Genomic DNA, 16,733 nt, shown 5'->3' with positions numbered 1-16,733 from the left:
AACTAAAGTCGGTATATGTTTTCTATAAACAATAAATAAAAAGTCTTGGCCCAGGGGGGCTTGTGTAAATCAATGAAGCAAACTGGCAGTAGCCATATAGAGACTTAAAATTGGAGTTCCACTGCGTCGATCTCGGAAGCTGTTTTTCTGACTCCCTTGAGCAGCCCGGATCTTACGTTCAGATAAGTGAAGAGCGTTATTGCATCGGCTCCCTGGAAAGCGATGTAGCCGTCAGGACGAATCAGCATCAACGTGCCCTCTTTGGCATGGTAGCGCTTGTGCAGCCGCCAATCGGGGTCCAGCAACGTCGAGTGCCAGGAAGGCGGTTCGGCGCTGCTCAGGGCATCAATAACACAATAAGCCTTGATGCCTGGGTAGTCCTTCTCCACCGACTCGGCCAGCGAGTAATAGCCCGGTAACAAAGGGGAAAACTGATCGGCGGCGCTAAAAATCAACAGCGTGAACGTTCCGTGGAACAAGTCGATCAAGCGCTTTGGCGGCGTACCCTGCAGTTGCCACAACTCAACATCGGGAGCCAGTTGACCTGCGCGAGGCACAGATGTCTGGAACTCAGGTTTCTTGCCTTTTCTGTCCCAATTCATGCGCTGCTTTTTCGTCAGTGATTCTTGAATGTAATCACTCTTGCCATAGTGGTACTGATGACCGGAAATCATCGAGGGCAGTTTGCGCTGAACCTTGCGCCTGTTGCTTATCAGTGGCAGAACATTGTCGCGCAGCCAAACGAGGGCGCGATGCTTGACGGTAATCAGTCCGGTCAGTCGGTGTGCCGTGTTCTCGACTTCCAGGGCCACCGGGTAGCGTTCTTCGTTGTAGCTGTCCAGCAACGATGGATCTGCCAGGCCCTGATCGACATAGGCCATTTTCCACGCCAGGTTATAGGCCTCGGAAACCCCCAGGTTCATCCATTGGCCGCCGATCGGGCTGCCGATATGAGCCGAGTCGCCCACCAGAAACATCGAGCCTTGCTGCAGTGACTGCACGCGGCGATGTTGAAAAGAGGCGATGGTGGTCGATGAAATATTGGATAGCGTCATCTTTTGCCCGCGTCCTTCACACAGCCGTTGAAAGTTCTCCAGGCTCAAGGAAGGGCGCTCACCTTCTGGCGGCAGGTTGTAGGGCATCTCGATGAAGAGTCGATAACGGGATTGGGCGCTGATCGGCGCGACCGCCACATAACCGTCTTGTGCACCCAGGAAGAAAGCGCCTTCGTCTTTACTTCCAGACCACTCGATATCGGCATCGGCGAGCATGAAGAAGCGGTCGTAGGATGATCCTTCGAAGGTCATATCAAGACGTTTTCTAATGTTGCTGCGAGCACCGTCGCACGCGACCACCCAACGACTGGAAATTGATTCGTCGCTGCCATCCGCATGATGAAGTGTCATCTGCACTGATCCCGGCTGATTCTTTATATCGACCAGCTCGGTATTCCACTCAACATCTGCCCCCAACTTGTTCAGTCGCTCAAGCAGAATTTTCTCTGTCTGCGGCTGTGGCAGGCTGAGGAGCAGGGGATAGGTGGCGTCCAGGTAGGAGAAGTTGTAGTTCAGTACCCGTTTGGCGTTCGATTGCACCGAAAACTGGTTGATAGTGAAACCGTCGCTGATGGCTTGATCGGCAATTCCCAGATCCCGAAAAATTTCCAGGGTTCTGGAATGGATGGCCATCGCCTTGGTAGCGGTCGAGGGGCCGGCATTCTTTTCAATAATACGAAAAGAGACGCCCCACTTTTTCAGCATGATTGCCAGGGACAGGCCAATAGGGCCGGCGCCTACGATCATTACTGTCGGGGTATTACCGGCTTGCCTGAAGTGCTTTGGGGCCAAAGTGCTCAGAGTGTTCATCTGTCAGTACCAGTTTCTATAGAAGGGAGAGTTGGCGATGTCGAGCAGGGCATCGTCACCTGATGAATCTCCGTAGGCATAAATGTAAAAGTCATCAAGGTTGCTCAGACAGCCTCTGAGCCGTGTGACCTTTTCTCTCTCAACACAGTTGGTACCTGATATCCCGCCGGTCAGTTTGTTCCTCGAAGTTGCCAGGCGGGTACCGCAGACATAGTCAAAACCCGCTGCCTGGCCCCAGGGAATCAGGTAGTTTTCCGGCGAGTTACTGACCAGCGCGGTGACATGCCCCATGGACTGATGCCATTTCAGCCGGCGCAGGGCCTCGGGCCTGAGCCAGAGCGGTAGCTGCTCGCTGATGAAATACCTGGCATGCTCGCGCTCTTGCTCAACGGACAGACCGCCCAGATAACAGGCAATGAATGCCAGTCGGGCTTGCATCAACGGTGTGATGCCAAGGATTACACTGAGCATCTTGGGCAGCAGGGGAATGATCCTGAGCCAGAACGATTTGGTTCCCACGATAAAACGCATGTAGCGCCAAAACGTATGCCTGTCGGTCAATGTGCCGTCAAAGTCAAAAACGGCCAGTACCGGTTGTGTGCCATTAGCTTGCATGAATCTCTTCCTTGAGAGAGATGATCTCGATAGTTTTGGGCAACTTGAAGCCTGAGAGGTAGCGCGAGAGCAGGGTAGAGATAGCGCTCTGGGTCAGGTCGTCGCTCCCCTCAACGCACAGGTGCAGTACGTTGACCTCCTTGTTGTCCGGGACGATATAAGCTTTCGCGCGCACCACGTCTGGATGCTTCAGGGCAATGGATTCGATTTCAGTCAGGTCGACCATTTGCGCTTTGATCTTCGAGATTCGCAGGCGTTGGCAATAGAAGAACACATGTCCATCATCGTCCTGCCAGACCAGATCACCCGTGTGTAGCCAACCATCACGGAAGAACCGGGCATTGGCGTCCTCTGCATCGATATAGCCGTCAATCACCATCGAGCTGCGAATCAGCAGTTCACCAATACGTCCAGGTGCGACATCCCGCCCTTCGGCATCGACGACCCGTAGTTCCACGCCCCTGATCGGTTGGCCCATGGCGCCGCGATGGACCTTGCCAATCGAGCTCTGGACAATCACCGGCATGCTCTCGGTCAATCCATAGCCTTGCAGCACCGGATTGCACCCCAGCAGCCTTCCCAGCTTCTCGGCTTCGTCTGCCGGTAGATGGCTGCCACCCGAGTAAATCATCAGTTGTGGGTGCATCGGCAAAAGCGCGCCTTTGCGTTTGGCCAGTCGTGTATTGAAGTAGCGAATGACGTCAGGCACCAGACAGGCAAAAGTAACCTTATGCTGGGACAGGACTTCTGCCAGATCCCTATTGAGCAGGGTGTTAGTCATTAATAGGGTGGCACCCACGCTCAAGGGGAAAACCATCATCACGGACAGTCCGAAGATCGCGTACAGCGGCAGCGTCACCAGATGAACGGATCCGACGCCTTGAAGATGAAACTGCTCATGCAGCCCATCACTCGATTGCGTCAGATCAAGGTAGCGGTGAGCAACGGCCAGAGGTTTGCCGATACCCCGATAGGTGAACTGTACCGAGACAATCGGATTACCTTCGGGCAATAACAAGGACTCGGTTTGTCGGGGAAGCTGAGAATCCGCCGTTGTGTTGCCGGGCAGGGGCGATGACGGCTCGTTTCCGGCGTTCAACACCAAGGAGTGCCGAACGCCGTACGCAGGCTGAAATGTCTCGCTATGCTGCTCCAATAGCGTTTCGGTCGTCACGACCACTATCGGTCTGGCGATGCTGATGACGCTGTTCATTTCGAATGGCGTAAGTTTGTAGTTGAGAATGACCGGAACCGCACCGCGCCCGATGATCGCCAAATAGTAAGCAATGAACTCCACCCCATTGGGTAGAACAAGCGCTACTTTGTCGCCCGGCAATACATCTAATGCTTTGAGGGCGCCATTGCACTCTTCAGCTTTTATTCGCAACTCTCGGTAAGTGACGGTATCTTCTTCCGTGTCCAGATTCTTGATAGCAATATGGTCAGGGAACGTCTCTGAAAAACCGACGAACCGATGCAGAAAACCTTCTTTATATGAAAGGCTTTTCATTTACCAACCTCTCTCAATCCTTGAATATATGGTTAGACAATAAAGTACTACAGAGGCAGGCTACATATAAATTGTTTCAATTAGACGTCGATATAGTTGTTTTTCCGATACCAGTCCAGGGTATCGGTTAATGTTTCGGCTACGGGGCGGAACTTGCACTCCAACTCCGTCAGGCTTTTGTTGTGACTGAAATGTGTACGCCCTTGTTCTTGCTCCATGAGCTTGACGGTGGATGTGCTGATGAGTACCGGCTTTTTCGTAACTCGGTAATAACCTTCATATATCAAGGCAATTATACGCAGCATGAAGAGGGGGACTTTGCGCTCCGGCGCTTTTACGCCGCTGACACTCGAGAGCGCCTCGAAAATGCTTTTCATGTCCATGTGATTGCCGGCTGCCAGATAACGTTCGCCGGATCTGCCGCGTGTGATTGCCGCGAGTTGATGCTCCGCCACATCCCTGGCATCGACAACGGAAAAACTTCCAGGCAGTACGCCGGGCAATTTTTTTCCGACAAAGTCGAGCAGGAACTGTCCTGATGAGGTCGGACCGATGTCCCCAGGACCAAACATCCAGCCTGGCAATACCATGGCGATGAACATATCCGGGTGCCGCAACAGAAATTCCTGAACTTTCTGTTCTGACATTATTTTACTCAAGTAATAATCGTCAGCCTCCGATTCACTGCGAGACATTGTTTCATCGATCACTTGATCTTTGTTGCCCTTCAACACGGCAATGGATGAAGTATGCACGGCACGACGAATGCCTGCGGCATAAGCGGCTTGCAGTAGTCGCTCGGTTCCGGTCACATTGGTGTCATAAAGTTTCTGCCAATGTTTTCCGCCTTTGTAACTATCGCGGAAATAGGCGGCTGTATGGAACAAGGCATCACAGCCCTGCAAGGCATGGCTGAAGACATCGACATTGAGCATGTCGCCTTCGACAAATTCGACAGGCAGATTGCCGAACTGCTTTTTGGCTTTTTCGACGGAACGGACCAGCGCTTTTACTTTGATTTTTCGCTTTAAAAGCGCACGAACCACATTGTTGCCGAGCAGGCCTGTAGCGCCTGTAACAAAGGCATATTCCATTAAAATCCAGCTCCTGTGAGGTACCTGCTTGCATTGAGATCAATGTCCCCGGGCTCGATGCTTTGATCAGGCGTTGGTTCCATCAACGGCGGCAAGTAAAAACCATTCGGTATCTGAAAATCAAGCGGTATTTCATGGCCGCTGAGAGGTCGACACTCTTAAATCCGCTCTAAAACACAAAAATCCAGCGGTTTAGAGTGTCGTCGGCAGCTTGCATTCACCTGGATTGACCGGATCAATGTCATCGCAAGGCGCATTTCCGCCACCCGTCGCCTGTCTCTGGAAGGCGTCACAAGACATCTCGCTCTGACTCGATCCGACAGGGGAGGCACGTGCCAGGCCGGATGCCAACGCGCGTGAGCGTATTGGAACCGAGACTTCTTCATGAGTTGAAAGCGCTGCAATACCGGCGAAAAATCGTCGGTGCAGCCATCTTGAGCCCCCCGTACATGGCATTTAAATGGCACTCGTTAAAGTTTAAATGCCAAATGATTAAGAGGGTCTGGTATAAGATGTGATAGTTGAAACAGGTTTTTGCGCAGTGAGTAGCAGGTCCGTTGCATCCAGTACAAATAGATTTTCATGTTGGCCAAAGGAGCCGAAGGTGTGATCAAAAAGAGATTAGGTCGAGAAGAAAGCCAGCAAGTAACAAGAGATAAGTTATTCGACGCCGCCACTGACCTTATGGTGAGAAAAGGCTTTCATGCGGCCAGTGTCAATGCTATTTCCGAGGAGGCGGGCTTTTCAAAAGGGGCCTTCTTCTCAAACTTTACAAGTAAGTCAGACTTGCTTCTGCAGTTGACTCAGAGGTTCAAGGGAGTTGAGATAGAACGCTTAGGTATTACCCTCACTTCAGGATATTCATCGGAGCAGCTGACTCATGGGTTGAATGCATATATTGACACGCTTAAAAATAATGCCAGTTGTGCAATTCTTGATGCAGAGCTGCAACTGATTGCCTTACGCGATGAAGAGTTTTCAAAGCATTACTACGACCTGCATCAGGAAAATAGTGAAGCCTTGGGCAAGTTGATTACTATCATATTTAATCATGCAGGCAAGAAGCCTCCTTTGGCGTCTGCCGCTCTTGCAAGGACCTTTACCGCTTTGTCGGAAGGTTTGATACTGCAAGGACATAAAGATCCAGCCTCTGAAATAAAGCTGGTGTTGAACTCGCTTATCCAGACAGCAGAGCCTTTATAGAAGCCCACCCATCGATACGATAATGGCTGCGGCGGCGCAAAGTCCGCCAAGCGCCACCACGCGTACGCCGCCCTGGCGTGCTTACGATGGCGTCTCCCGTCAGGAGCCCCAGAGTCATCGGCTTACACAGCAGGAGCCGCGAGGAAGAGAAGCAGTTCCTCATCCAGGCAGCTGGCATGGTCGAAGAAGTCACGGGTCAGCGACCGATTGGCTACAACTGCAACTGGCTGCGACGCGGTACCTACGAAAAGGCCGGCACACACCGCCCAGCCACACTCGCAATGGGTGGACTCGGCGAAGCTTTCGCCAAAATCATCAAGCAAAAAACGCCTTCACAGCGCAGATTTTTCCCGCAGGGAGGTAAAGGCTGGCCGTCAGCTATCCAGAGGCTGGAAAGTTCAGAGAGCTACAATAGCCGTTTGCTACGCATGGAAAGGACCTCGCGGCAAAGGCAGCGCCGACGACATGTTCGACGTCCCATCGTTCAACATGCTCCTGGATCCAGTTCAGGACGACTCAGCGATCTGGGCTTTCTGCTCTTTCGATAAGTTGCCAGTGAAGGCACAATGCGCATCCTTTTTTTGGCTGGCCTTGCCGGAGGCCTCGAAATGATCAAGACGCCGTACTACCTCATCGACAAACAAAAGCTGCTGGCGAACATGCAGAAGATCGCTTATGTGCGCGAACAGTCCGGGGCCAAGGCCCTGCTGGCACTCAAGTGCTTCGCCACCTGGTCGGTGTTCGACCTGATGCAGCAATACATGGACGGCACTACGTCGTCGTCGCTCTACGAGCTCAAGCTCGGTCGACAGAAGTTCGCTGGCGAGACCCATGCCTACAGCGTGGCCTGGGCCGACGACGAGATCGAGGAGATGCTCGACAACTGCGACAAGATCATCTTCAACTCCATCGGCCAACTGCAGCGCTACGCCGAGGCTTCAGCAGGCAAGGTGCGCGGTCTGCGGGTCAATCCGCAGGTGAGCAGCTCGGATTACCTGCTGGCCGATCCGGCGCGGCCGTTCAGCCGTCTGGGTGAGTGGGATCCGGTGAAGATCGAGCAAGTCATCGAGCAGATCTCGGGCTTCATGTTCCACAACAACTGCGAGAACGCCGACTTCGGCCTGTTCGACCAAATGTTGAGCACCATCGAAGAACGGTTTGGCCATCTGCTGCACAAGGTCGAATGGGTCAGCCTGGGCGGGGGCATTCACTTCACCGGTGAAGGCTACGCGATCGACGAGTTCTGCGCGCGGCTCAAGGCCTTCTCGCAAAAATACGGCGTGCAGGTCTATCTGGAGCCGGGCGAAGCCGCCATTACTCAGAGCGCCTCGCTGGAAGTCACCGTGCTCGACACGCTCTACAATGGCAAGCACCTGGCCGTCGTGGACAGCTCCATCGAGGCGCATATGCTCGATCTGCTGATCTATCGTCTGAATGCCAAGCTGGCGCCCAGCGAGGGCGAACACACCTACATGGTGTGTGGCAAATCCTGCCTGGCTGGCGACATTTTCGGCGAATATCAATTCGATCGTCCCTTGGCCATCGGTGATCGGCTGTCGTTCGTCGACGCGGCGGGTTACACCATGGTCAAGAAGAACTGGTTCAACGGCCTGAAAATGCCGTCCATCGTAGTGAAACAACTCGACGGTACTGTCGAGGTGGTTCGTGAGTTTGGTTTCAACGACTACATGTCCAGCCTTTCGTAAGCTGGCAGTGAAGGAGAGAGAGAAAAATTGAAGAAGAACGTACTTATCATTGGTGCAGGAGGTGTCGCCAAGGTGGTGGCCCACAAGTGCGCGCAGCACAACGATGAACTCGGTCGTATTGCTATCGCGTCGCGCAACATCTCCAAATGCCAGGCCATCATCGACAGCGTCAAGGCCAAGGGCAGCCTCAAAGAGCCCGCTGACATCAAAGCATTCTCGCTGAACGCTATGGATGTCGAGGCGACCAAGGCGCTGATCCGCGAAACCGGATCGCAGATCGTCATTAACGTCGGTTCTGCCTTCCTCAACATGTCGGTGCTGCGTGCCTGCATCGATACCGGCGTGGCCTATCTGGACACCGCCATTCACGAAGAACCGGGCAAGATCTGCGAGACGCCGCCCTGGTACGGCAACTACGAGTGGAAGCACCTCGAGGAATGCAAAGAGAAGAACATCACCGCCATCCTCGGTGTGGGCTTCGACCCGGGTGTGGTCAACGCCTATGCAGCGCTGGCGCAACAACAGTATTTCGACCGTATTGATTCGATCGACATTCTCGACGTCAATGCCGGTTCCCATGGCAAGTATTTCGCCACCAATTTCGATCCGGAAATCAACTTCCGCGAATTCACCGGACAAGTGTGGAGCTGGCAGAACAGTCAGTGGACCAGCAACACGATGTTCGAAGTCAAACGCACCGACGACCTGCCAGTCGTAGGGGCGCAGAACCTGTACCTGACCGGCCACGATGAAGTGCACTCCCTGTCCAAGAACCTCGGTGTGCCCAACGTGCGTTTCTGGATGAGCTTTGGCGAGCACTACATCAATGTGTTCACCGTACTCAAGAACCTCGGCCTGCTCTCCGAGCAACCGGTCAAAACCGCTGAAGGCCTGGAAGTCGTGCCGCTGAAAGTGGTCAAGGCCGTGCTGCCTGATCCGAGCTCGCTGGCGCCCGGCTACACCGGCAAGACCTGCATCGGCGACCTGGTCAAAGGCACCAAGGATGGCCAGCCGCGCGAAGTGTTCATCTACAACGTGGCCGACCACGAAGAGGCCTTTGCCGAAACCGATAGCCAGGGCATTTCCTATACCGCTGGCGTGCCACCTGTGGCGGCCGCCCTGTTGGTCGCCCGTGGCGAATGGGATGTGCAACGCATGGCTAACGTCGAGGAGCTGCCGGCCGAGCCGTTCCTCAAGGCGCTGGATGTGATGGGCCTGCCGACCCGCATCAAGGATGAGAACGGAGACCGTCCCTGGAACTGCAACGCCTGAGGCGTGCAAAATCCAGGTGAAACTCGTGTTTCGCTCTAAACGCAAAAACGCCGCTCTTTGAGCGGCGTTTTTGTTTGTGCGTCATGTGTTGTGTCATCCGGTGCGGGACTTTACTGCATGGGGGCTTGCGCTTGTTACACGTCCTGTCTTTTGCTCACGCTGGCGAGGCGGGGCTTATCGCCTGGCGTCAGTAACCGCTCGATCGCGCCATTTACCATGTTTTCCAGCAGACTATCGCGCTCTTGTTCATCCAGCGAATAGTGCGTCAGCCAACTGGGCGCACTGTTCAGCAAGGCGCCAATGACATGACCGGCGGCCAACACGCCCTCTTCACTGAACCGGGGGCGGATGCGCAGTATCAGCAGCAACTTGCGTTCGTACTGCTCGCGCAGGTGCCGGACCCGTTGCTGCTGCTCGTCATTCAGGCAGCCGCTATCGCGCTCCACGAGACGAAAATGCCAGGGCATTTCCTGATGCAGATTCAGGTGAGCGCGAATCAATTGATTGAGTCTGTCGCGTTTTGCCGGGGCCGTTTGTTCGACGCGCCCCAAAGTGGCCAGCAGCTCTTCATAAAACTCCTCGATCAGGTCGAGCAGCAAGTGCTGCTTGCTGGGGTAATGGTGATACAGCGAGCCCGGGGAAAGCCCCAGGCACGTCGCGAGCTCACGCATGCCGACTTGGCCGAAACCTTTGCTGGCAAAGAGCTCCAGCACCTTGTCCCGGTATTCGGCGAAGCGTGAGCACCGCTCAGGCATAGGCATGGAAGCCACGCCCCGTTTTGCGTCCCAGGTAGCCGGCGGCGACCATTTCCTTGAGCAATGGAGCGGGGCGGTATTTGCTGTCGTTGAAGCCGTCGTAGAAGGCCTCAAGGATTGCCAGCACGGTGTCCAGGCCAATCAGGTCCGCCAACGCCAGCGGGCCGATCGGCTGGTTGCAGCCCAGGCGCATGCCGGCGTCGATGTCGTCGACGCTGGCCAGGCCCTCCTGAAACACCAGGATCGCTTCATTGATCATCGGCACCAGAATCCGGTTGACCACGAAGCCCGGACGGTTGCCGGCGGTGATCGCGGTTTTGCCGAGTGCGGTGGCCATGTCCAGCGCCAGGGCGTGGGTGGCATCGCTGGTTTGCAGGCCACGAATCACTTCGATCAGGCCCATCACCGGCACCGGATTGAAAAAGTGAAGACCGATGAAACGTTCAGGCTGGCTCACACTGGCGGCGAGCTGGGTAATGGACAGCGACGACGTGTTGGAGGCGATCACGCAGTCAGCGCTGACCTGCGCGGCGATTTGTTGCAGCAAGCGCAGTTTCAGGTCGAGGTTTTCGGTGGCGGCTTCGATCACCAGTTGCACGTTTTGCAGGCTGTTGTAATCGGTGCTGGTGCGAATCTTGTCGAGGGCAGCGAGCTTTTGCTCAGGCGTCAGCGTGTTTTTGGCGACCTGCCGATCAAGATTTTTATCGACGGTCGCGATTGCCTTTTGCAAGGCACTCTCAGCAATGTCGATCAAGGTCACGTTAAAGCCGGCCAGGGCGCAGACTTGCGCGATGCCATTGCCCATGGTGCCGGCGCCGATGACGCCAATGTTCTGAAGATTCATGCGCATGTCCTTATCAAACCCGCTCGAACAATACGGCGATGCCTTGGCCGCCGCCGATGCACATGGTTGCCAGGGCATATCGGCCTTGGCAGCGATGCAGTTCATGAATCGCTTTGGTGGCGATGATCGCGCCAGTGGCGCCCACCGGATGGCCCAGCGAGATGCCAGAACCGTTTGGGTTGACCTTCTGTGGATCGAAGCCCAGTTCTTGCGCTACGGCACAGGCTTGGGCCGCGAAGGCTTCGTTGGACTCGATCACATCAAGGTCGGCAACAGTCAGGCCGGCGCGCTTGAGCACCAGACGGGTGGCGGGAATCGGTCCCAGTCCCATCATCGACGGTTCAACGCCTGCGTGGGCATAACCCACCAGTCGAGCCATAGGCTTGAGGCCTTGTTCCTGAACAGTCTGGCCCGTGGCCATGATCAGTGCGCCAGCACCATCATTGAGGCCGGACGCGTTGCCGGCGGTGACGCTACCGTCCTTTTTGAAGGCGGGTTTCATGCGGCTCAATTGCTCGGCGTTGACCTCGGCCCGCACATGCTCATCCGTCGCAAACGTAACCGTGCCTTTGCGGGTTTCAATTTCGATCGGTACGATCTGTCCGGCAAAACGCCCTTCGGCAATTGCCTGGGCAGCACGTTGCTGGCTGAGCAGCGCCAATTCATCCTGGGCCTGACGCGTGATGCCATAGTGTTCGGCGATATTTTCAGCGGTGATACCCATGTGGAAACCGGCAAACGGGTCTTGCAGCACCCCAAGCATGTAGTCGATGGCCTGCATGTCGCCCATGCGTGCGCCCCAGCGCGCTTGCGGCAACAGGTACGCGCCTCGGCTCATGGACTCGACGCCGCCTGCCAGCGCAGCGCCCGCATCCCCCAGCATCAAACTTTGCGCGGCACTGACAATCGCCTGCAAACCCGAACCGCACAGGCGGTTGACGTTGAAGGCAGGCGTCTCTTTCGTCAGGCCGGCATTGATCGCTACGGCGCGGGAGATGTAGGCATCGCGTGCCTCGGTCGGGATCACATGGCCCATCACCGCATGACCGATGTGTTCGGGTGCCAGGCCGGAACGTTCGATGGCGGCGCGGCAAACGTCGGTTGCCAACTGAATAGGCGGCACATCCTTGAGTGAACCGCCAAAACTGCCGATGGCAGAACGAACGGCGCTCACTACAAAAATATCGGAATGGTTCATGTTGGCTCTCTGAATAGGTCTTTTTTGTTGGCACGAGTCTAGAATCAGCAGCGCCACTGGCCTATGCCAAAACTGTTCAAGGGTGATGGCGTTTTTTGCCATGTTCAGATGTGACGAGAGAGGCATTCAAATGCGGGAAACGGATTCGGTGGCGGTTTACTTCATGTACCCCATGATCCATGCGTTACGTGAGCAACCGCAGCGTCTGCGGTCAGTGCTTGAACAGGCGGGAATTGATCCGGCACTGATGGACCAGCCGACGGCACGGGTCCCGGCCAAGGCTTTCGCCGCATTGTGGCTGGTGCAGATTCGCGAGTTGAACGATGAATTTTTCCGGCTGGATTCTCATGGAATGCCGCCGGGCAGTTTTGCCTTGATCTGTCGGGCGTTGATTCAGGAGCCGACGCTGGAAAAAGCCATGCGTCAGTGCCTGGCCAATTTCGGCCTGTTCTTGCGTGATTTTCGCGGCACGTTGAGCGTGCGGGGCAAGCGTGCGGTCATCAGCTTGCAGACCCGCGCGCAGAACAGCGAGGTCAGCCGGTTGGGCGAGGAAACGTTTCTGGTGTTGATGATCAGCCTGTTGTGCTGGCTGGGCGGGCGGCGCATTCCGATCGATCGGGCGGACTTTCGTCATCAGCGTTTGTCGCTGCGTGACGATGCCATGCTCTGGGGCCCCAACCTGACCTTTGGCACCGAACGCACCGAAATCGAGTTCGCCAGTCACTACCTGCGCCTGCCAGTGATTCAAGACCTTGCTTCGTTGAAAGTGTTTTTACGCACCGCACCGCAATGGCTGGTGATCCGCTTCCGCAACCAGCATGGGCTGACCTCGCAGGTTCATCAGCGCCTGCGCCACAGCCATTACAGCGAATGGCCGACCTTGCAGGCCTTCGCCCTGGAGCAGCACCTGAGCCCCAGCACCTTTCGCCGCAAGCTGGGACGTGAAGGCTGTTCGTATCAGGAAATCAAGGATGAAGTGCGGCGCGCGGTGGCGTTTGAACGGTTGCGCCAGAGCAAGGCGAGCATCAGCGATATTGCCGAGCAGTTGGGGTTTCAGGAGCCGAGTGCGTTCCATCGCGCATTCAAAAAGTGGACAGGGGAGAGCCCGGGGCGGTATCGGGCGCGGTATCAGGCGTCAGAGGCGATTGATTGATGAATTGCGCTTGCTCGCGATGCGCAGGCCCGCGAGCAGTTCTGCCGTGCCATTACGCTGAACACCGGCCCTGTAACGCCTCAACCGTTTACTGCTGCGTTGCCACTTCGCAGGCCCGCCGTTGCGCCATCACAAACAAAGTCAATAAACGCTCGTAACTTTGGCGTCAGGTAACGGCTCGACGGCCATACCACCTGGATGTTCAGTGTGCGCAGCACTTTGTCGTCCAGTATCGACACCAGCGCTCCGGCCGCCAGTGCCTCGCGCACCGCAAACTCCGGGACGCAGGCGATGCCCAGGCCTTGGCGGGCCATGTGGATCAGCATTTCCAGATTATTGCAGACCATCGTGGCCGGTACTTTCAACTCGCTGCCTTCGGCAAGCCCCGGCAGGGGCCATTTTTCCAGTTTGCCCGTGGAGGGCAGTTTGTAATGCAGGCAGTGATGCTCCTGCAGTTGCTCGACATTTTGCGGGTAGCCGTGGCTGGCAAAGTAACTGGGGGCGCCGACGAGGTAGAAACTGAAGCTATCGAGTTTCCTGGCCATTAACCGGGAGTCGTGCAACTGACCAGTGCGCACCACGGCGTCGAAACCTTCTTCGATCACATCCACCAGCCGATCGGTGAAGTCCAGTTCCAGCTGGATGTCTGGATAATGCTGCATGAATCGTGAGAGCTGCATGAACAGAACGTTGCCCAGCAGCGGCAGGCTGATGCGCAGTTTGCCTCGCGGTGTCTCACTGAAGCTGGAGAGTTCCTGCTCGGCGGCTTCCAGTTCGTTGAGCACCCGGCGGCAGCGCTCCAGAAACAACGAGCCTTCGCTGGTCAGGTTGATGCTGCGGGTATTGCGATGGAACAGGCGGGCGCCGAGTTTCTCTTCCATGCGCGCGATGCTCTTGCCCACCGCCGAGGCGGAGATCCCCAGCAAACGGCTGGCCCCAACAAAACTGCGGCTTTCGGCGACCTGCACAAACACCGTGATGCCATTGAGCTTATCCAACGCTCACTCCTTTGATTGCGGACAAAAAGGTCCGTTGACCCCGGAATTGTAGCCTCTGTTTCCTGACAACGGCCCGTTCTACCCTCTTGACATCGAGTCATTCATCCAACTATTCAGGCCCGCCAATGTCAGTCAACAAACCGCTCCGCCCGTTACAGTCTCTACGTTCGCGCATCGACGCGGTGCTGGAGCAGACCTTGCACGATCAGCGCCTGGTAGGCGCAGTGGTGCTGGTGGCTCACCGCGGCGAGCTGATTTACCAGCGCGCGGCCGGGATGGCCGACCGCGAGGCGCAGTTGCCGATGCGCGGGGATGCCTTGTTTCGGCTGTCTTCGGTATCCAAGCCAATCGTTTCGGTGGCGGCACTGGCGCTGATCGGCCAGGGCAAACTCAACCTGGATGGCGACATCAGCCGCTGGCTGCCTTACTTCAAGCCGACCCTGAGCGACGGCCAGCCAGCGACGATCACGGTGCGTCAATTGCTGAGCCATACCGCCGGCTTCACGTATGGTTTTCTGGAAAGCGATCAGGGTGGTCCTTATCGTGACGCCGGTGTGTCCGATGGCATGGAGCGCAGCAACCTGACGCTGGAAGGAAATCTGCGTCGTTTGAGCCACGTGCCCTTGTTGTACAAACCGGGCAGTTCGTGGGGCTATTCGATCGCGACCGATGTCTTGGGCGGCGTGATTGCTGCGGTCACCGGCACCTCGCTGGCCGCCGCAATCGACGCGCTGATCGCCAAGCCACTGGGTTTGCGCGATATCGGTTTCAGCGTGTCCGACGCCAGCCGCCTGAGCCCGACGTACCTGAACGATCAACCACAGCCGCGGCGCATGAAAGAGCTGGAAGTGGTGCCGGTTTTCGAAGGCACCGCCGGCATCAAGCTGGAGCCGAGCCGGGCCCTCGACCCACAGGCTTTCAACTCCGGTGGTTCGGGATTGATCGGCAGTGCCGGTGAGTTCCTCCAGTTGCTCGAAACCCTGCGCAAAGGCGGGGCGCCGTTGTTGCCTGAAGCGTTGGTGGAAGAAATGGCCACCAACCAGACCGGCGAGCTCGAACTGGAAAACTGGCCCGGTCGCGGCTTCGGTCTGGGCTTTACCGTGCTCAAGGACCCGGCCGCCGCCCAGACGGCCGAGTCAGTGGGTAGCTGGCGATTGGGCGGTGCCTATGGACACTCCTGGTTTGTCGACCCGGCCGAGCAATTGACGGTCGTTGCCTTCACCAATACCGCCTTCGAAGGCATGTTCGGACAATTTACCGTCGACCTGTGCAACGCCGTTTATGGGGCGATTAACAGTGAGCGCAACAAAGTCGTGGTCCCGCTGGAGTCAGACTCATGAAAATGCTCCATCCGATCTACTTTCTCGCTCTAGGTCTGTTTGGCGTTTACACCATTGAGTTTGGCGTGGTCGGAATTCTTCCGGTGATCATCGAGCGCTTCGCGATCAGTGCGTCCCAGGCCGGCCTGTTGGTGGGCTGTTTGCGCTGATCATTGCGGTTTTTGGCCCGGTTATGGTCTTGCTGCTGTCGCGCTTCAATCGCAAGAAGATCCTGACGTTTGCATTGTTCATTTTTGCCGGCACCAGCGTGCTATCGGCCTACGCACCCAACTTTGAATCGCTGATGGTGCTGCGGATCATCCCCGCGTTGTTTCACCCCGTGTACTTTTCCCTGGCCTTTGTCGCGGCCGTTTCGCTGTACCCACCGCAGGAGTCGACCCGCGCCGCCGCCAAGGCCTTTGTCGGCACCAGCATGGGCATGGTATTGGGCGTGCCGTTGACGACGCTGATCGCGGCGCAGTTTTCCTATGAAGCGTCGTTTCTGTTCTGCGCCGTGGTCAACTGCATTGCCGGTCTGGGGATCATTGCCAAGCTGCCGGACGCGCCCGACAAACAGCGGGTTTCCTATAAAGAGCAACTGGCCATTCTGCGCAAGTTCCCGCTCTGGCTGAACATCACCGCCTCAACGCTGATTTTTGCCGCGATGTTTTCCGTCTACAGCTACTCAGCCGAGTATCTGGCCAAGGAAGCGGGCATGAGCGCGCAGGTGATCAGCATCCTGCTGGTGATCTTCGGCATTGGCGGCGTCGCGGGCAATCTGTATGCCGGCAAGCTGATCGGACGGAACATGGTTCGGACAACCCTCCTGCAGCCGATCCTGCTGGCCGGTGCCTATGGGCTGTTGTACCTGTTCGCCGGCCCGTCCTTGATGACCATGCTGGTTATCGTGGTGATCTGGGGCGCGACCCATACCAGCGGGCTGATCGTCACGCAGATATGGCTGACCTCAGAAGCGCCGGAAGCACCCGAATTCGCCACCGGCATTTATATCTCGTTCATCAACCTGGGCGTGACCATTGGCTCAACGACGGGTGGATGGTTCCTGGCACGCATGGGCTTGCAGGGCACCCTTTACAGCGGTTTGCTATATGCCGCGCTGGCCGTGTTGGCCATCGTGGTGAAAGTCCTGTTTTTCAATGCCGAGACGCGCAAGGGAGGCGTGCAGATCGCCGCGGATTGA

General features: G+C 56.4%; 13 protein-coding genes and 1 pseudogene. 6 read left to right on the top strand and 8 right to left on the bottom strand.

Going from position 1 to position 16,733, the window contains the following annotated elements; genetic code table 11:
* Nucleotides 1-104: 104 nt before the first annotated feature.
* The 4 genes from ABH909_RS18780 to ABH909_RS18765 form a co-directional block, all read right to left on the bottom strand.
* A complete protein-coding gene (locus tag ABH909_RS18780) occupies nt 105-1,865 on the bottom strand; it encodes an FAD-dependent monooxygenase (RefSeq protein WP_429436022.1) in 1,761 nt (586 codons plus the stop codon).
* Between the two features lie 3 nt (nt 1,866-1,868).
* The gene (locus ABH909_RS18775; RefSeq protein ID WP_429436019.1) at nt 1,869-2,480 is read right to left on the bottom strand and encodes an HAD-IB family hydrolase; all 612 of its coding nucleotides are present in this window, start codon (nt 2,478-2,480) and stop codon (nt 1,869-1,871) included.
* Nucleotides 2,470-3,990, bottom strand: a complete 1,521-nt coding sequence (locus ABH909_RS18770; protein WP_429436016.1) for a class I adenylate-forming enzyme family protein — start codon at nt 3,988-3,990, stop codon at nt 2,470-2,472. Before ABH909_RS18770 ends, ABH909_RS18775 begins: the two co-directional genes overlap by 11 nt.
* Nucleotides 3,991-4,070: 80 nt before the next feature.
* Nucleotides 4,071-5,084, bottom strand: coding sequence for an SDR family oxidoreductase (locus tag ABH909_RS18765; protein WP_429436014.1), 1,014 nt, complete (start codon nt 5,082-5,084; stop codon nt 4,071-4,073).
* 606 nt (nt 5,085-5,690) lie between these two features.
* Here ABH909_RS18765 and ABH909_RS18760 point away from each other — a divergent pair.
* The 3 genes from ABH909_RS18760 to ABH909_RS18750 all read left to right on the top strand — a co-directional run bounded on the left by ABH909_RS18760 (nt 5,691) and on the right by ABH909_RS18750 (nt 9,265).
* Nucleotides 5,691-6,287: a TetR/AcrR family transcriptional regulator gene (locus ABH909_RS18760; RefSeq protein ID WP_429439979.1), complete on the top strand. Its 597-nt coding sequence runs from the start codon at nt 5,691-5,693 to the stop codon at nt 6,285-6,287.
* Between the two features lie 608 nt (nt 6,288-6,895).
* Complete coding sequence (gene nspC, locus ABH909_RS18755; RefSeq protein ID WP_429436011.1) at nt 6,896-7,993, top strand: carboxynorspermidine decarboxylase; 1,098 nt, start codon at nt 6,896-6,898, stop codon at nt 7,991-7,993.
* Nucleotides 7,994-8,020: 27 nt separating this feature from the next.
* Nucleotides 8,021-9,265, top strand: a complete 1,245-nt coding sequence (locus ABH909_RS18750; protein ID WP_429436009.1) for a saccharopine dehydrogenase family protein — start codon at nt 8,021-8,023, stop codon at nt 9,263-9,265.
* 134 nt (nt 9,266-9,399) lie between these two features.
* Here the strand turns inward: ABH909_RS18750 and ABH909_RS18745 are convergent, their stop codons facing one another.
* Genes ABH909_RS18745 through ABH909_RS18735 form a run of 3 tightly spaced genes read right to left on the bottom strand, consistent with a single transcriptional unit; the run spans nt 9,400 to nt 12,062 of the window.
* Complete coding sequence (locus ABH909_RS18745) at nt 9,400-10,026, bottom strand: TetR/AcrR family transcriptional regulator (RefSeq protein ID WP_429436006.1); 627 nt, start codon at nt 10,024-10,026, stop codon at nt 9,400-9,402.
* Nucleotides 10,013-10,864, bottom strand: coding sequence for a 3-hydroxybutyryl-CoA dehydrogenase (locus tag ABH909_RS18740; RefSeq protein ID WP_429436003.1), 852 nt, complete (start codon nt 10,862-10,864; stop codon nt 10,013-10,015). The genes ABH909_RS18745 and ABH909_RS18740 overlap by 14 nt, the downstream gene beginning before the upstream one ends.
* Nucleotides 10,865-10,877: 13 nt before the next feature.
* Nucleotides 10,878-12,062 (bottom strand): acetyl-CoA C-acyltransferase family protein, encoded by a 1,185-nt coding sequence (locus ABH909_RS18735; RefSeq protein WP_429436000.1) that lies wholly within the window; start codon nt 12,060-12,062, stop codon nt 10,878-10,880.
* 130 nt (nt 12,063-12,192) lie between these two features.
* On the opposite strand from ABH909_RS18735, the gene ABH909_RS18730 reads away from it, so the two are divergent.
* The gene (locus tag ABH909_RS18730) at nt 12,193-13,215 is read left to right on the top strand and encodes an AraC family transcriptional regulator (protein ID WP_429435997.1); all 1,023 of its coding nucleotides are present in this window, start codon (nt 12,193-12,195) and stop codon (nt 13,213-13,215) included.
* An 80-nt stretch (nt 13,216-13,295) separates the two neighbouring features.
* On the opposite strand, the gene ABH909_RS18725 is transcribed toward ABH909_RS18730, so the two are convergent.
* The gene (locus ABH909_RS18725; RefSeq protein WP_429435995.1) at nt 13,296-14,213 is read right to left on the bottom strand and encodes a LysR family transcriptional regulator; all 918 of its coding nucleotides are present in this window, start codon (nt 14,211-14,213) and stop codon (nt 13,296-13,298) included.
* A 125-nt stretch (nt 14,214-14,338) separates the two neighbouring features.
* On the opposite strand from ABH909_RS18725, the gene ABH909_RS18720 reads away from it, so the two are divergent.
* Nucleotides 14,339-15,553 carry a serine hydrolase domain-containing protein gene (locus ABH909_RS18720; protein ID WP_429435992.1) on the top strand — a complete coding sequence of 405 codons (1,215 nt, stop codon included), beginning with the start codon at nt 14,339-14,341 and terminating at the stop codon, nt 15,551-15,553.
* A pseudogene (locus ABH909_RS18715) lies at nt 15,550-16,733 on the top strand (MFS transporter). Before ABH909_RS18720 ends, ABH909_RS18715 begins: the two are co-directional and overlap by 4 nt.

Origin of the sequence: Pseudomonas sp. BS3782 TE3695, from assembly GCF_050435305.1 — a bacterium.
Classification (GTDB): Bacteria; Pseudomonadota; Gammaproteobacteria; order Pseudomonadales; family Pseudomonadaceae; genus Aquipseudomonas.
The sequence above is the reverse complement of the archived record's forward strand: the minus strand, read 5'-3'. Positions and strand labels throughout refer to the sequence as shown.

Coding starts and splice junctions, on each gene's coding strand:
- ABH909_RS18780 (WP_429436022.1), bottom strand. CDS start 1,865: ATGAACACTCTGAGCACTTTGGCCCCAAAGCACTTCAGGCAAGCCGGT.
- ABH909_RS18775 (WP_429436019.1), bottom strand. CDS start 2,480: ATGCAAGCTAATGGCACACAACCGGTACTGGCCGTTTTTGACTTTGAC.
- ABH909_RS18770 (WP_429436016.1), bottom strand. CDS start 3,990: ATGAAAAGCCTTTCATATAAAGAAGGTTTTCTGCATCGGTTCGTCGGT.
- ABH909_RS18765 (WP_429436014.1), bottom strand. CDS start 5,084: ATGGAATATGCCTTTGTTACAGGCGCTACAGGCCTGCTCGGCAACAAT.
- nspC (WP_429436011.1), top strand. CDS start 6,896: ATGATCAAGACGCCGTACTACCTCATCGACAAACAAAAGCTGCTGGCG.
- ABH909_RS18745 (WP_429436006.1), bottom strand. CDS start 10,026: ATGCCTATGCCTGAGCGGTGCTCACGCTTCGCCGAATACCGGGACAAG.
- ABH909_RS18740 (WP_429436003.1), bottom strand. CDS start 10,864: ATGAATCTTCAGAACATTGGCGTCATCGGCGCCGGCACCATGGGCAAT.
- ABH909_RS18735 (WP_429436000.1), bottom strand. CDS start 12,062: ATGAACCATTCCGATATTTTTGTAGTGAGCGCCGTTCGTTCTGCCATC.
- ABH909_RS18730 (WP_429435997.1), top strand. CDS start 12,193: ATGCGGGAAACGGATTCGGTGGCGGTTTACTTCATGTACCCCATGATC.
- ABH909_RS18720 (WP_429435992.1), top strand. CDS start 14,339: ATGTCAGTCAACAAACCGCTCCGCCCGTTACAGTCTCTACGTTCGCGC.